The following is a 14,745-nucleotide window of genomic DNA, read 5'->3' as shown; positions in this document are numbered from 1 at the left end:
TCGAGCGTCATCCGAGCGTCAAGAATCTCGCAAGAGCCACTTCAAGGCGTCGCCGTTGCAAGCGTCTCGCTCACGAATTCGCAGGTCAGAGAGATCTCAAAGATCGATCCGCCCGCTCCAACCGCTGCACGGAGGGAAACAGGTCGAGCAAGCCACCCGGACAACAAAACTGCAGGTCAGGCGCCCTTCGTGGCCGGCTCCAGAATCGCCACGCACTCCACGTGATGGGTCATCGGGAACAGGTCGAACGCCCGCAGCGTCCGCACGCGGTATCCGCCGTCGCGGAAGTACGCCAGGTCGCGGGCCAGGGCCGCCGGGTCGCAGGCCACGTAGGCGATCCTGCGGGCGCCCAGGGACGCCAGGTGCTCCACCGTCTTCCGGCCGGCGCCCGCGCGCGGCGGGTCCAGGACGACGAGGTTGACCTCGGTGATCCCGGTGCGCGGCAGGACCGCCTCCACCTTGCCCTGCTCGATGCGGACCCGCTCGAAGCCGGCGAGGTTGTGCCGGGCGTCCTCCACCGCGCGCTTGCCGGACTCGATGCCGAGGACCGCGCCCTGGTCGCCGACGCGGTCCGCGAGCGCGCCCGCGAAGAGGCCGACGCCGCAGTACAGGTCGAGCGCCATGTCGCCCTTGCGCGGCAGCAGGCCCTGCATGACCGCCTTGACGAGGGTGTCGGCGGCCTTGGGGTGGACCTGCCAGAAGCCGCCGCTGCCGACCCGGTAGGTCCGGCCGTCGGCCCGTTCGCGGACGAAGGCGCGGCCGTGGACGCGGTGGATGCCGCCGTCCTGTTCGGCCACCCGCATCACCGAGACCGGCTTGTCCAGTTCGACGAGGGGGAGCCGGGCTCCGGGCCGCGGCTCCAGGATGACCATGCGGTCCTGGGAACCCGTCGCCGCGATCGCCTCCACGCCGGCCATACCGGACCAGTCGCGCTCCTCGATCCCCAGTTCGGTGACGCCCTCGGCGGCGATCATGCACCGCTCGACGGGCTCGACCTCGTGGGACCGGTGGCGGCGCAGACCGGCGTTGCCGTCCGCGTCGACCGCGTACTGCACGCGCGTGCGCCAGGCGGGCACCTCGCCGGCGGGAAGCTTGTCGCCCTCGGCGGGCATCACGGTGCCGTCCCAGCCGGCCTCCTCGGGCGTGAGGCCCGCGAGACGCCGCAGCTGCTCCGCGATGACCTCGCCCTTCAGCCGGCGCTGCGCGCCCGGCTTGGCGTGCTGCCAGTCGCAGCCACCGCAGCGGCCGGGGCCCGCGTAGGGGCAGGGGGCCTCCACGCGGTCCTTGGACGGGTCGACGATCCGGACGGCGTCGGCGCGCAGGAAGCGCGCGCCCTCCTCGCCCTCGGTGACACGTACGACGACGCGCTCGCCGGGCAGGGCGTGCCGTACGAAGAGCACCTGGCCCTCGTCCGTGCGGGCGATGCAGTGCCCGCCGTGCGCGACGGGGCCGATCTCGACCTCGTACTCGACCCCCACCAGCGACTTCTTCGGTTCTGCCTGCATGGTGGGGTGACTCCAGATGCGATGGGGTGGGACGGCCGGACAACAGCCGACCAGTCTACGTGCTCCGGGCGCGCGCCTCCGCCGCACCCGGTCGGCGCAGGGTCCGGCCGGGCCGGCCGAACGCTGCGCCGCCGCGGGCTCAGCTCTTCGAACTGGATTCCTTCGGCCGCTCGTTCGCGGGTCCGCGGCGCACCGCGCCCGGGGCGTTCCAGTCCTGCCGCCTGCGGGCGCGCACCTTGGCGGCCTCCGAGGACACCAGCTGGTAGGGCACCGAGGTGACCATGACGCCGGGCGTGAACAGCAGGCGGCCCTTGAGGCGCAGGGCGCTCTGGTTGTGCAGCAGGTGCTCGTACCAGTGACCGACCACGTACTCGGGGATGATCACGGAGACGGCGTCGCGCGGCGACTCCTTGCGCAGACCCTTCACGTACTCGATGACGGGGCGGGTGATCTCGCGGTAGGGCGAGTCGAGGACCTTCAGCGGTACGTCGATGCCGCGCCGCTCCCACTCCTCGCGCAGGTTCTTCGTCTCGGCGGGGTCGACGTTGACGCTCAGCGCTTCGAGGGTGTCGGAGCGCAGCAGCTTGGCGTAGGCGAGGGCGCGCAGCGCGGGGCGGTGGATCCTGGAGACCAGGACGACGGAGTGGACGCGCGAGGGGCGGACGCTGTCGTCGGTCGGCCCCTCGGGGGCGGCCAGTTCCTCGGAGACCCGGTCGTAATGCCTGCGGATCGCGGACATCGTGACGTAGAAGATCACCATGCCGAGCAGGGCGACCCAGGCACCGTGGGTGAACTTGGTGACGAGGACGACGACGAGGACCAGGCCGGTGAAGAAGGCGCCGAAGGCGTTGATCGCCCGGGAGCGGACCATGTGGCGGCGTTTGGCCTGGTCGGTCTCGGTGGCCAGGTGGCGGTTCCAGTGGCGGACCATGCCGGTCTGGCTGAGCGTGAACGAGACGAACACGCCCACGATGTAGAGCTGGATCAGGCGGGTGGAGTCGGAGCCGTAGATGACGACGAGCAGGCTCGCGGCACCGGCCAGCAGCACGATGCCGTTGGAGAAGGCCAGGCGGTCGCCGCGGGTGTGCAGCTGGCGCGGCAGGTAGCGGTCCTGGGCGAGGATCGAGCCGAGCAGCGGGAAGCCGTTGTACGCGGTGTTGGCGGCCAGGAACAGCACGAGCGCGGTGGCGGCGGCGAGGACCACGAACAGGAAACTGCCCTTGCCGAACACGGCCTCGGCGACCTGCGAGATCACCGGATTCTGCACGTAGCCCGAGCCGACCGCCATGCCGTTGTGGATCAGGTCGGTGGCCGGGTTCTCGGCCATGCGCACGTTGGTGGCCATGGCCAGGGCGATGATGCCGCAGAACATGGTGACGGCGAGCAGGCCCATCATGGCGAGCGTGGTCGCGGCGTTCTTCGACTTCGGTTTGCGGAAGGCGGGCACGCCGTTGGAGATCGCCTCGACGCCGGTGAGGGCCGCGCATCCTGAGGAGAAGGCGCGCAGCAGCAGGAAGACGAGCGCGAAGCCCGCGAGACCCTGGTGCTCGGCCTTGATGTGGAAGGCGGCGGTGGGGGCCCGCATGGTGTCACCGAGGACGAGCCCGCGGAACGCACCCCACGCGATCATGATGAAGACGCCGGCGACGAACACGTAGGTGGGGATCGCGAAGAGCTTGCCGGACTCCTTGACGCCCCGCAGGTTCATCAGGGTGAGCAGGATGATGACGGCGACCGCGCAGGGCACCTTGTGCTGCACCACGAAGGGGACCGCCGAGCCGAGGTTCTCGATGCCGGAGGCGATGGAGACGGCGACGGTGAGGATGTAGTCGACGAGCAGGGCGCTCGCGACCGTGAGGCCGGCGCGCGGGCCGAGGTTGGTGTTGGCCACCTCGTAGTCGCCGCCGCCGCTCGGGTAGGCGTGCACGTTCTGGCGGTAGGAGGCCACCACCGTGAACATGAGCACGACGACCGCGACGGCGATCCAGGGGCTGAAGTGGTACGCCGACACGCCCGCGATGGACAGGACCAGCAGGACTTCTCCGGGGGCGTACGCCACGGAGGAGAGCGGGTCGGATGCGAAGACGGGCAGGGCGATGCGCTTCGGCAGGAGCGTTTCGCCGAGCCGGTCGCTGCGCAGGGCCCGCCCGATCAGAATCCGTTTGGGCACGTCGGTCAGTTTGGACACAACAGGGAATCGTAAGGGCTCGAACAGGGAGCCGCCCACCCGCCGCCCCCGTTCGTCTCGCCCTCTGCCCTCCGAGTGAAAACGGGACCCCTCCCGCTGCGGATTCCGCAGCCCCGCGGGTCGGCGTGTCTATATGACAAAACCCCGCACCCTGACCGCCCTGGAGAACCCATGCACCTGAGCGCGGAGCTCGTCGGCGCGACCGTCGGACTGGTCGGCCTCGGAATCCTGACCCTCGCCAGTGTCCGGAGCATCACACGGCGCTGAGGCTCCCGTGCGCCCGCGGTCCACCGCCGTGTCGGCGACCGCCCGCGAAAAAGCGCAGGCGGCGCTGCACAGGGGTGCCGCCGGGTGACCGCGCGTGTGTAGCTTGGGCGGCGGTCTGAGACCCTGTTGGCCTGATCCGTAACCATTGACATCCGGAAGGACGGTCGTGCACATCGTCATCATGGGCTGCGGAAGAGTGGGTTCCGCTCTTGCCCAGAACCTGGAGCAACAGGGGCACACGGTCGCCGTGATCGACCAGGACCCCACCGCCTTCCGTCGGCTGGGCTCCGGGTTCGGCGGCCGTCGGGTCACCGGAGTCGGCTTCGACCAGGACACCCTGCGCGAGGCGGGCATCGAGGAGGCGGGCGCGTTCGCCGCGGTCTCCAGCGGTGACAACTCGAACATCATCGCCGCCCGCGTGGCCCGCGAGATGTTCGGCATCGAGAACGTCGCCGCGCGCATCTACGACCCGCGTCGCGCCGAGGTCTACCAGCGACTCGGCATCCCGACCGTCGCCACCGTCCGCTGGACGGCCGACCAGATGCTGCGCCGGCTGCTGCCCTCGGGCGCCGAACCGCTGTGGCGCGACCCCACCGGCGGTGTGCAGCTCGCCGAGGTACACACCTCTCCCGCCTGGGTGGGCCACAAGATCAGCCGCCTCCAGGAGGAGACCGGCGTGCGCGTCGCGTTCCTCACCCGGCTGGGCGAGGCGGTCCTGCCGACCTCGCAGACGGTCCTCCAGGAGGGCGACCTGGTGCACGTGATGATGCGCACCGACGAGGTGGACAAGGTCGAGGCGGCGTTCGCCAAGGGCCCTGAGGAAGAGGCGGGTCACTGATGAGGGTCGCCATTGCCGGCGCCGGAGCCGTGGGCCGCTCGATCGCGGGCGAACTGCTGGAGAACGGCCACGAGATCCTGCTGATCGACAAGGCTCCGACCGCCATCTCGGTCGAGCGCGTCCCGCTGGCGGAGTGGCTGCTCGCCGACGCCTGCGAGATCACCTCCCTGGACGAGGCGGCGCTCCAGCGCTGCAACGTGGTCATCGCGGCCACCGGTGACGACAAGGTCAACCTCGTCGTCTCCCTGCTCGCGAAGACCGAGTACGGCGTCCCGCGGGTCGTCGCCCGGGTGAACAATCCGAAGAACGAATGGCTGTTCAACGAGTCCTGGGGCGTGGACGTCGCCGTCTCGACGCCGCGTCTGATGTCGGCGCTCGTCGAGGAGGCCGTGAGCGTCGGCGACCTGGTGCGGCTGCTGCGCTTCAGCCACGGGGACGCCAACCTCGTCGAGCTGACCCTGCCGCCGGAGTCCGCCCTCGCGGGCACGACGGTCGGTGACGTCGCGTGGCCGGAGGACACCTCGCTGGTGACCATCATCCGCGGCACCCGGGTGCTCACCCCGTCGCGGGAGGACTCCCTGGAAGCGGGCGACGAACTCCTCTTCGTGGCCGCACAGGCCCGCGAGGAGCAGCTGGAGGACCTGCTCTCGGTGCGCCGCGAGGACGCGTCCGGCTAGGCCGCGACCGCGCCGTACGACGGCGGGGGCGCCCGGAGGGATCTCCGGGCGCCCCCGCCGTCGTGGACGTGCGGACGCGCGAGGCCGGCGTGCGGACGCGCGAGGTCGGCGTGCGGACGCCGTCACGCCCCGCCGTCTCATGGCTCGGCCCGGTCGGCGGGCCGGAGCGGTTCCACGGCGCCACCGGCACCGGGCCTTTTCGGCGCTTCCGTGCACCCAGCGCACCGGCTTCACCGGCTTCACCGGCCGGCGTACCCCCGCGACGGCGGCCCGCCTTGCGAGCGCGCCCTCGTCCGTCGGGTGAACGGTCGCGCGCCCCGGCGCGCCGGGTGAGGCGCCTGGGGCGTGGCGCGAGAGTCCCTTCGCGGCGGAGGGGGCTTTCGCCGCCCGCCCTAAGCCTCGCGGCGGTGCCGGGCCGGGGCGGCGGCCGCGCCGCGCTCCTCGGCGAGGGCGGCCTTGCGCTCCTTCTCCGCCTTCTCCTCGGCCTCCATCTCCGCGAACACGTCGATGGGCGGCGGAGCCTTCGCCAGGAAGACCCAGGTCAGCCACACGGCGAGGAGGAACGGCGGGATCTTGAGGGCGATCAGCACCCAGCCGAACTGGGTGGTGTCGGCCCACCAGTAGAGCGGGAAGAGCACCGCGCACTTGGCGAGGAGGATCAGCCCCCAGGCCCAACTGGCCTTCGCGTACGCCGCCTTGCGGCCGGGGTTGCGGGTCCGCCAGGAGAGGTTCTCCTTGAAGACCGGGCCGAGGATCAGCCCGATCAGCGGCACCCCGGCGAGGGTCGTGGCGATGTACGCGACGGCGAGGCCGAGGGTGTAGAGCATGCCGGGCAGATAGAAGTCCTTGGCGTTGCCGGTCATCATCGCGAAGACCACGCCGAAGGCCACGCCGAACACACCGCTGAAGGCGTGCTTCACGGTGTCGCGCCGCACCAGGCGGACGGCGACGAGCAGCAGGGACACCGCGAGGGCGGCGATCGCCGACCAGTGCAGGTCCTTGTTGATCGTGAAGATGCTGACGAAGAGCAGGCCGGGCACCACCGTCTCGACCATGCCGCGCACGCCGCCGAAGGCCTCGAAGAGCGCGGCCTCCGTCACCGCCCTCGAATCCTGCTGGGGGTCTTCGGTCGGCTTGTCGAGCGACGTCACCGGCTACTCCCGTCCGAGCGGTCTGAGTTCGTACTTCGGATTGAACAGCACCCTACGGCCCCGGCTCATCGAGATGCGGCCGGATGCGATGAGCTTGCGCCCCGGCTCGATGCCGACGATGGAGCGGCGGCCGAGCCAGACCACGTCGAGGGCGGCCGAGCCGTCGAACAGTTCGGCCTCCAGTGCCGGGACACCGGCTCGTGGCCGCAGAGTGACCGTGCGCAAGGTACCAGTAACCGTGACGATCTGCCGGTCGTGGCAGTCGCCGATCCGGGTGCAGCCCGCGGTCGCCGTGTCCTCCCGCAGCTCCTCGGACTCCAGATCCTCCTGGGTCGAGGAGAGCCGGTCCATCATGCGCCGGAACCGGCCCGCCGGCTTTTCGGAACGAGGAACAGCACTCATACCGAAAGCGTACCGGTGAGCGTTGACACCTACGTACCCGCGGCCGCCCGCTGCGAACCGGGGGCCGGGAGCCCGCCCGGCCGGCCGGCCGGGAACGTCACGTTCCGTACAGACGATCGCGCCGTCGCCCGGACCGGTGCCCCCGCGCCGGCACGCCACCTCACCCGTCGAACATCACTGCGGTTCACGGCTCGAACCGGTACCCCATGCCCGGCTCGGTGATGAAGTGCCGGGGGTGCGAGGGGTCGGCCTCCAGCTTGCGGCGCAGCTGGGCCATGTAGACCCGCAGGTAGTTCGTCTCCGTCCCGTACGACGGCCCCCACACCTCCTGGAGCAGCTGTCTCTGGCTGACGAGGCGGCCGGTGTGGCGGACGAGCACCTCCAGCAGGTGCCACTCCGTGGGCGTCAGGCGGACGTCCCGTCCCGCGCGGTGCACCTTCTTCGCGGCCAGGTCGACGGTGAACCCGGCGGTCTCCACCAGCACGTCGTCCTCACCGGCGCCGGTGGGCTCGGCGCGGCGGACGGCGGCACGCAGCCGGGCCAGCAGTTCGTCCATGCCGAAGGGCTTGGTGACGTAGTCGTCCGCGCCCGCGTCGAGCGCCTCGACCTTCTCGTCGGAGGAGTGCCGGGCGGACAGCACCAGGATCGGGACCCTGGTCCAGCCCCGCAGACCTCTGATCACGTCGACGCCGTCCATGTCCGGCAGGCCGAGGTCGAGGACCACGACGTCGGGGTGCCGGGCTGCGGCGAGCCGCAGCGCCGTCGCGCCGTCGGGTGCCGCGTCGACCTCGTATCTGCGTGCCTTCAGGTTGATCACGAGGGCTCGGGTGATCTGCGGCTCGTCGTCGACCACGAGGACCCGGGTCATGAGACCTGCCTTTCTGCGGCTGCCGGGGAGACGTCCTTGGCGGGCACGCGATCCACCGCCCGGACGGTGAGCACCATGGTGAGTCCGCCGCCCGGGGTGTCCTCGGCGTTCAGGGTGCCGCCCATCGCCTCGGCGAAGCCGCGGGCCACGGCGAGGCCGAGGCCCACCCCGGTGCCGCGCGGCGCGTCCCCGTAGCGCTGGAAGGGGGCGAAGATGCGGTCCTTGGCCTCGTCCGGGACACCGGGGCCCTTGTCGACCACCCGGACCTCCACCCGGTCGGCGATGGCGCTCGCGGCGACCAGGACCCGCTCACCGGGCGGGCTGTACTTGACGGCGTTCTCCACCAGGTTCGCGACGGCGCGCTCCAGGAGTCCGGCGTCGACCGCCACCATCGGCAGGCTCTCGGGGATCTCCAGGTCCACGCCGTCCTCGGGAACCCCGCCGAGCGCCATGGGGACCACCTCGTCGAGGTCGATCGCGCGGATCAGCGGTGCGACGGTGCCGGTCTGCAGGCGGGACATGTCGAGCAGGTTGCCCACCAGGTGGTCGAGCCGGTCGGCGCCGTCCTCGATGCCGGCCAGGAGTTCGGCCCGGTCCTCCTCGGACCAGGCGATGTCGTCGGAGCGCAGCGAGGACACCGATGCCTTGATCCCGGCGAGCGGGGTGCGCAGGTCGTGGCTGACGGCGGCCAGCAGGGCGGTGCGGATGCGGTTGCCCTCGGCGAGCTCCTTGGCCTGATCGGCCTCGTGCTGGAGGCGCTGGCGGTCCAGCACGACCGCGGCCTGGGCGGCGAAGGCCGCGAGCACGCGGCGGTCGGAGGCGGGCAGCACGCGGCCGGACAGAGCGAGCGCCATGTGGTCGCCGACGGGCATGTCGGCGTCGGCGTCCTCGGGACGGGTGGAGGGGTCCGGTCCGACGCTGCCCGCGCAGGTCCACGGCTCGACGTCGCTGACCCGCTCCAGCAGCGCGACCGACTCCATCGCGAAGGTCTCCCGGACCCGCTCCAGCAGGGCCTCCAGGCTGGTCTCGCCGCGCAGCACGCTGCCCGCGAGGAAGGAGAGGATCTCCGACTCGGCGCGCAGCCGTGCCGCCTGGTGGGTGCGGCGCGCCGCGAGGTCCACCACCGAGGCGACGGAGACGGCGACGCCCACGAAGATCACGAGGGCGACGATGTTCTTCGGGTCGGCGATCGTCAGCCGGTGCAGCGGCGTCGTGTAGAAGAAGTTCAGGAGCAGGGAGCCGAAGGCGGCCGAGGCCAGCGCCGGCAGGAGCCCGCCCAGGAGGGCGGCGGCGACGGTCACGGACAGGAAGAGCAGCATGTCGTTGGCCAGGCCGAGGTCCACCGTGTTCAGCAGCAGCGCCAGCACGACGGGTCCGCCCAGTCCGATGAGCCAGCCCCAGATGATCCGGGACCGCCCGAGCCGGGCCCCGCGCGCCACGGGCAGCCCGCGGCCCTTGGCGGCCTCCTCGTGGGTGACGATGTGGACGTCGAGGTCGGGGCCGGACTCCCGGGCGACCGTGACGCCGACCCCGGGGCCGAGGACGTACTGCCAGGTCTTGCGGCGGGAGGATCCGAGCACGATCTGCGTGGCGTTCACCCCGCGCGCGAAGTCCAGCAGGGCGGCCGGTATGTCGTCCCCCACCACGTGGTGGAAGGTGCCGCCGAGGTCCTCGACCAGGGTGCGCTGGAGGGCCAGTTCCTTGGGCGAGGCCGAGGTCAGCCCGTCGCTGCGCGCGATGTAGACGGCCATGACCTCACCCCCCGCCCCCTTTTCGGCGAGCCGGGCGGCCCGCCGGATCAGCGTCCGCCCCTCGGGGCCGCCGGTCAGCCCGACGACGATGCGCTCCCGCGAGCCCCAGATCCGGGAGACCCGGTGCTCGCTGCGGTATTCGGTCAGGTACTCGTCGACGCGGTCGGCGACCCAGAGCAGGGCCAGCTCGCGCAGGGCCGTCAGGTTGCCGGGACGGAAGTAGTTGGACAGCGCGGCGTCGACCTTGTCGGACGTGTAGATGTTGCCGTGGGCCATCCGGCGGCGCAGTGCGGGCGGCGACATGTCGACCAGCTCGATCTGGTCGGCCCGCCGCACGACCTCGTCGGGAACGGTCTCCCGCTGCCGCACCCCCGTTATCGACTCGACGACGTCACCGAGTGACTCCAGGTGCTGGATGTTGACGGTGGAGACGACGTCGATACCGGCGGCCAGCAGATCCGCCACGTCCTGCCAGCGCTTGTCGTTGCGCGAGCCGGGGATGTTCGTGTGCGCCAGCTCGTCCACCAGGGCCACGGCGGGAGCGCGCCGGAGCACGGCGTCGACGTCCATCTCGGAGAAGGTCGCGCCCCGGTACTCCAGCTCCCGCAGGGGGACCTGCTCCAGGCCGTGCAGCATCACCTCGGTGCGGGGCCGCCGGTGGTGCTCCACGAACGCCACCACGCAGTCGGTGCCGCGCTCCACCCTGCGGTGGGCCTCGGCGAGCATGGCGTAGGTCTTGCCGACGCCCGGTGCCGCACCGAGGTAGATCCGAAGCTTCCCGCGTCCCATGATCCCTATTGTCTTCCTGTCACCGTCGTGTACGCAGCGTCGACCTTACGGCCAACAATTCCGGCATCGCGGGCGAGAGGCCCGGTCGGGGGACGTCTTTGACGCAACCCTGACGCCTTGGACAGGGCGCCGCCCGGCGGCTCGGCGCCCGGCGCGGCGCCCCCGGAGCGGAACGTCCGGACCGCCGCGTCCGGCCCGGGGCCGCCGCCTGCCGCCTGCCGCCTGCCATCTGCCCTCTGCCCTCTGCCCTCTGCCGCCACGATGGCCACGGCCGGCCTCGGCCTCGCCGCCCGCGGCGACGCAGGATCGAGACGCCTCTCCCCCTCATCCACAGCTCCCACCCGTCCACAGCCCCTCGTCCACAGTCCGCGTGCCGTCCCGTGGACCGGCACGCGGGTCAACCCCGGCGACCGGCCCTCACCTATGGATCGCACGAGACCCCCGTTCCGGTTCACGCGCCCTGTCACCGTGTGTCGGCCTCGCCGACGCACGGTGCGGCCGCGGCCGGGGACGGCCGGGGCAACCAGCCGGGCCGCGCGCGGGCCGGGGCGGTGCCGCGGTACGCGGGCAGGGGTGCGCGTCATCGCGGCGCCCCCGATGCACCGGAGGGCGTCGCGGACACGGAAAGGGCCGCACCCCGAGGGATGCGGCCCTTCCTGTTGGCTGTTCCGGCCGTCTAGCGAACCTCGGTGATCTCCGGTCCGCGCTGGAGCTGCCCCATGCCGCCGGAGAAGCGGGAACCGCTCTGCTCCTCCTGCTGGACGCCCTCGGGCACCATCTGCGCGTCGTTGGGCAGCTTCAGGACGATCGGGTCGCGCGGGGCCATCGGGCCCTCGCCGCGGACCACGACCGTGTCCCGGAAGATCTGCTCCAGCAGGCCGGCGGCCTGCGGCTGCACCGCGCCCTGCCCGGAGATCACTCCGCGCAGGAACCAGCGGGGGCCGTCCACGCCGACGAAGCGGACGACCTGGAAGCCGCCGGTGCCGTCCGGCAGCTGGACGGGCACCTGGGCCCGCAGCTCCCAGCCCAGCGGGCCTTCGACCTCGTCGATGACGCCGCCCTGCTGGGTGATCCCGGAGGCGATCTCCTCGCGCACCTCGCCCCAGATGCCCTCGCGCCGGGGAGCGGCGAAGGCCTGCAACTGCACGGCGCTGTCCTTCAGGACGACGGTCGCCGCGACGATCGCGTCTCCAGCGACCTCGACGCGCAGCTCCATGCCGTCGACTCCGGGCACGAAAAGGCCGCCCAGGTCCACGCGGCCCTCGGCGGGGTCACGGACCTCGGCGCTGTCCCAGGGGCCATCGGGGCGCGGCTCGGGTTCGAGGCGCACCCGCTCGCGGTCCTCGTCCTCGTCCGCCTCAGTGTCGACGCCGTCGACGACCTGCTCGGCCTCGCCCGCCGCGTCCTCGGCGGCACTGCCCTTCTTGCGACGTCCGAACACGTCACTGTCCTTCCCGGTCGGATACGACCGAAGCGTATCGATTCCCACCCGTTGTGCTGTCCACGACGGCATGGCCGCCGGTGGACCCGAAGCCCCTTGTGGCCCGCGCCGATGCGGGAAGTTCCGCCACCTCCCGGAAGCGGGCCTTCTCGACCTGCTGGACGACCAGTTGAGCAATCCGGTCGAAGCGCTCGAACCGCACCGACTCGTGCGGGTCGAGATTCACCACGATCACCTTGATCTCCCCACGGTACCCGGCATCCACCGTCCCCGGGGCATTCACGAGGGCGACGCCGCAGCGGGCGGCGAGGCCGGAGCGCGGGTGCACGAAGGCCGCGTACCCCTCGGGCAGCGCGATGGAGACGCCCGTCGGCAGCACGGCGCGCTCGCCGGGCGCCAGCTCGCGGCCCTCGGTGGTCCGCAGATCGGCGCCGGCGTCACCGGGCAGGGCGTACTCGGGCAGGGGGACGTCCGGGTCGACGCGCCGGATCAGCACGTCGAGTTCGGGACGGGACGCAGCGGTCACGGGTTCACCTCGAAGGCGCGGGACCGGCGGACCTGGTCCGGGTCGCTCATGGCGGCCTGGATCTCCTCGGGGCGTCCGTTGTCGATGAAGTGGTCGACCTTCACCTCGATGAACAGCGCGTCCGCGCGGACGGCCACGGGCCCCTCGGGGCCGCCGATCCGCCCGGTGGCGGTGCAGTAGATCTTCCGGCCGGCCACCGCGGTGACCTCGGCCTCCAGATACAGCACCGTGCCGACGGGGACGGGGCGGGCGAAGTCGGTCTCCAGGCGTCCCGTCACGGCGATGGTGCGCAGCAGCCAGTTCAGCGACCCGAGCGTCTCGTCCAGCGCGGTGGCGAGGACGCCGCCGTGCGCGAGACCGGGAGCGCCCTGGTGCACGGGCCGCACGGTGAACTCCGCCGAGACGCGGACCCCGTCGCCGGCGCGGGATTCGAGATGGAGGCCGTGGGGCTGCTCCCCACCGCATCCGAAACAGTGTTCGTAGTGTGCTCCGAGCGGCTCGCCGGGAGCGGGCGCGTCGGGGTGCCGCACCGGCGCGACGGCGTCGGCGGGAGGGGTCAGAGCTGCGGAAGTACCACTCACAGCCGCAGACCTTACCCGCGAGTCCGCCCGGTCCTCGCACCGTGCCAAGCTTGACTTCATGCAGCTCTCCGCATCCCCGTACGAAGAACGCCTCACCGCGCCCCGCTCGTGGTGGGCGATCAGCTTCCTGGTCGGGCTCGCGCTGGCCCTGGTCTTCCTCCCGTTCGGCACGCTGCCGATGCTGGGAGCCCTGGTCGGCGGCACGGCCGTCGCGGCGGTGGCGGCGAGCGCCTACGGTTCGATCCGGATCCGCGTGGTCGGTGGCGCGTTGATCGCCGGAGAGGCGCGGATTCCGGTCACGGCCCTCGGCCGGGCGGAGATCCTCGACCAGGAGGCGGCGCGCGCCTGGCGCACCCACAAGGCCGACACCCGCGCCTTCATGCTGCTGCGCTCCTACGTTCCGACGGCCCTGCGCGTGGAGGTCACCGACCCGGCGGATCCGACGCCGTACCTGTATCTGTCGACCCGGGAGCCGGAGCGCCTGGCGGCCGCGCTCGACGCGGCACGCGCGGGCGTCTAGCGCTGCGACCGCGGTGGCGGACCGGAAGGCTCGCAGGGTCCGGTGCGGTGCGTCGCGCGGCGGAGCGTCTCCCGCGGAGCGGACCGACTCGGGTGGTGCGACCACGCGGCGCGCAGCCGATGCCGGGCATCGCGAGCCGGTGCCCCCGTCCGGCCGCAGCACGGGCCCGCTGCGCGACGGGGCCGGGGCGGCGGACTGAGCGGGCGGAGCGCGGCCGAGAGGCGGGCGGTACGGCGGCAGGACCGGGTCCGGCCGGTGTCGCACGGCGGAAGGACCGGGTCCACCGGTGCAGGGCGGCGGTCACGGGGCGCTCGGTGCCCGCGCCCCGCTCCTCAGCGCCCCAATTCCCGGGGGATCTCCCCGATCCGGAGCGGATCGGCGGGCTCCTCCAGCGGGGGCAGCTGCGCCAGTTCCTCCCAGGGCACCTGCATCCTCCGGAGATCCTTGCGGATGTGGCCCGCGACCCGCTTGGTGTCGCGGCGGTTCATCACCGCTCCCACCGCCGCGCCGACCATGAAGGGCATCAGGTTCGGCAGGTCGCGGATCGTCCGTTTCATGATCTGCCGGCGCAGTTCCCGCTTCATGCGGCCGCCGAGCGCGGCGTCGAACGTCAGGGGGTTGGTCACGTCGATCCCGCGCTCGCCCGACCAGGAGTGCAGGTAGGCGGTGCTGCGCTGCTTGAGGTTGCCGGGGGGCCGCAGGCCGTAGACCTCGTGGAGTTCGGCGATGAGCTTCAGCTCGATCGCGGCCACGCCGGTGATCTCGGCGGCCAGCTCCGTGGGCATGGCGGGGGGCACCGGCAGCATGGCGGCGGCACCGATTCCGGCGCCGACGGTGGAGGTCGCGGCGGCGGCTCCCGCGACGAGTTTGTCCGCGAGTTCCTCGCGGCCGAGGCCCGGGAACTGTCTGCGGAGGGTCGCGAGGTCCCGGACGGGCACCCGCGGGGCGAGATCGATGATCCGGTCGGCGACGTACGCCAGGCCCGCCCTGGCCCGGCCGCCGGTTTTCCGGGCGCCGTTCCTGACCCCGTCGCGCACGGCGGCGGCGCGCCGTCGGGAGGCGGGGGTGGGAGCGTCCGGCGGGGCCGCGAGGCCCTCTGTGGCGGCCGTTCGGTCGAGCGAGGCTGATCCTGGTCGGGAAGAGCCCCGCTCGTCGTCACGCGCGCCGTCAGGGCCCTCGTGGGGCCCTTCGTCCGCTCCCCTGGAGAAGCGGCGCTTCCAAGGAGGGGTCGAGCCTGTCAC

Annotated in this window: 13 protein-coding genes; 3 read left to right on the top strand and 10 right to left on the bottom strand. The window is 72.2% G+C overall.

The window, feature by feature from the left end; genetic code table 11:
* Positions 1-176 precede the first annotated feature (176 nt).
* Positions 177-1,505: a class I SAM-dependent RNA methyltransferase gene (locus ACGFS9_RS00670; protein ID WP_393249333.1), complete on the bottom strand. Its 1,329-nt coding sequence runs from the start codon at positions 1,503-1,505 to the stop codon at positions 177-179.
* 139 nt (positions 1,506-1,644) lie between these two features.
* Positions 1,645-3,693, bottom strand: a complete 2,049-nt coding sequence (locus ACGFS9_RS00665) for an APC family permease (protein WP_393249331.1) — start codon at positions 3,691-3,693, stop codon at positions 1,645-1,647.
* Positions 3,694-4,126: 433 nt separating this feature from the next.
* Here ACGFS9_RS00665 and ACGFS9_RS00660 point away from each other — a divergent pair, with 433 nt between their 5' ends.
* Both ACGFS9_RS00660 and ACGFS9_RS00655 read left to right on the top strand, forming a co-directional pair.
* On the top strand, positions 4,127-4,798 hold the full coding sequence (locus ACGFS9_RS00660) for a potassium channel family protein (RefSeq protein WP_393249329.1): 672 nt from the start codon (positions 4,127-4,129) through the stop codon (positions 4,796-4,798).
* A complete protein-coding gene (locus ACGFS9_RS00655) occupies positions 4,798-5,475 on the top strand; it encodes a potassium channel family protein (RefSeq protein WP_393249327.1) in 678 nt (225 codons plus the stop codon). Before ACGFS9_RS00660 ends, ACGFS9_RS00655 begins: the two co-directional genes overlap by 1 nt.
* Positions 5,476-5,867: 392 nt before the next feature.
* On the opposite strand, the gene ACGFS9_RS00650 is transcribed toward ACGFS9_RS00655, so the two are convergent.
* From ACGFS9_RS00650 to ACGFS9_RS00620, 7 genes are all read right to left on the bottom strand, one after another.
* The gene (locus tag ACGFS9_RS00650) at positions 5,868-6,626 is read right to left on the bottom strand and encodes a DUF3159 domain-containing protein (protein ID WP_393249325.1); all 759 of its coding nucleotides are present in this window, start codon (positions 6,624-6,626) and stop codon (positions 5,868-5,870) included.
* Between the two features lie 3 nt (positions 6,627-6,629).
* Positions 6,630-7,028, bottom strand: coding sequence for an OB-fold nucleic acid binding domain-containing protein (locus ACGFS9_RS00645; RefSeq protein ID WP_366696423.1), 399 nt, complete (start codon positions 7,026-7,028; stop codon positions 6,630-6,632).
* Between the two features lie 184 nt (positions 7,029-7,212).
* The gene (locus tag ACGFS9_RS00640; protein ID WP_393249323.1) at positions 7,213-7,896 is read right to left on the bottom strand and encodes a response regulator; all 684 of its coding nucleotides are present in this window, start codon (positions 7,894-7,896) and stop codon (positions 7,213-7,215) included.
* Complete coding sequence (locus tag ACGFS9_RS00635) at positions 7,893-10,436, bottom strand: ATP-binding protein (RefSeq protein WP_393249321.1); 2,544 nt, start codon at positions 10,434-10,436, stop codon at positions 7,893-7,895. Before ACGFS9_RS00635 ends, ACGFS9_RS00640 begins: the two co-directional genes overlap by 4 nt.
* Positions 10,437-11,112: 676 nt before the next feature.
* Positions 11,113-11,877 (bottom strand): DUF3710 domain-containing protein, encoded by a 765-nt coding sequence (locus tag ACGFS9_RS00630; protein ID WP_393249319.1) that lies wholly within the window; start codon positions 11,875-11,877, stop codon positions 11,113-11,115.
* A 1-nt stretch (position 11,878) separates the two neighbouring features.
* Complete coding sequence (dut, locus tag ACGFS9_RS00625; protein ID WP_393249317.1) at positions 11,879-12,403, bottom strand: dUTP diphosphatase; 525 nt, start codon at positions 12,401-12,403, stop codon at positions 11,879-11,881.
* Entirely contained in the window at positions 12,400-12,984 is a 585-nt protein-coding gene (locus ACGFS9_RS00620; RefSeq protein WP_393249315.1) for a PaaI family thioesterase, read from the bottom strand. Before ACGFS9_RS00620 ends, dut begins: the two co-directional genes overlap by 4 nt.
* Positions 12,985-13,042: 58 nt before the next feature.
* Here ACGFS9_RS00620 and ACGFS9_RS00615 point away from each other — a divergent pair, with 58 nt between their 5' ends.
* Positions 13,043-13,504: a DUF3093 domain-containing protein gene (locus tag ACGFS9_RS00615; protein ID WP_393249313.1), complete on the top strand. Its 462-nt coding sequence runs from the start codon at positions 13,043-13,045 to the stop codon at positions 13,502-13,504.
* A 332-nt stretch (positions 13,505-13,836) separates the two neighbouring features.
* Here ACGFS9_RS00615 and ACGFS9_RS00610 read toward each other — a convergent pair whose 3' ends face one another.
* A complete protein-coding gene (locus ACGFS9_RS00610; RefSeq protein ID WP_393249311.1) occupies positions 13,837-14,745 on the bottom strand; it encodes a hypothetical protein in 909 nt (302 codons plus the stop codon).

The sequence above is a fragment of the Streptomyces sp. NPDC048566 genome (assembly GCF_043199735.1).
Lineage (GTDB): Bacteria > Actinomycetota > Actinomycetes > Streptomycetales > Streptomycetaceae > Streptomyces.
This window is presented reverse-complemented; position numbering and strand designations above follow the sequence as displayed.

Excerpts from the sequence above, each read along its gene's own strand:
- ACGFS9_RS00640 (WP_393249323.1), bottom strand. The coding sequence starts at position 7,896 with ATGACCCGGGTCCTCGTGGTCGACGACGAGCCGCAGATCACCCGAGCC.
- ACGFS9_RS00645 (WP_366696423.1), bottom strand. The coding sequence starts at position 7,028 with ATGAGTGCTGTTCCTCGTTCCGAAAAGCCGGCGGGCCGGTTCCGGCGC.
- ACGFS9_RS00635 (WP_393249321.1), bottom strand. The coding sequence starts at position 10,436 with ATGGGACGCGGGAAGCTTCGGATCTACCTCGGTGCGGCACCGGGCGTC.
- ACGFS9_RS00615 (WP_393249313.1), top strand. The coding sequence starts at position 13,043 with ATGCAGCTCTCCGCATCCCCGTACGAAGAACGCCTCACCGCGCCCCGC.
- ACGFS9_RS00655 (WP_393249327.1), top strand. The coding sequence starts at position 4,798 with ATGAGGGTCGCCATTGCCGGCGCCGGAGCCGTGGGCCGCTCGATCGCG.
- ACGFS9_RS00670 (WP_393249333.1), bottom strand. The coding sequence starts at position 1,505 with ATGCAGGCAGAACCGAAGAAGTCGCTGGTGGGGGTCGAGTACGAGGTC.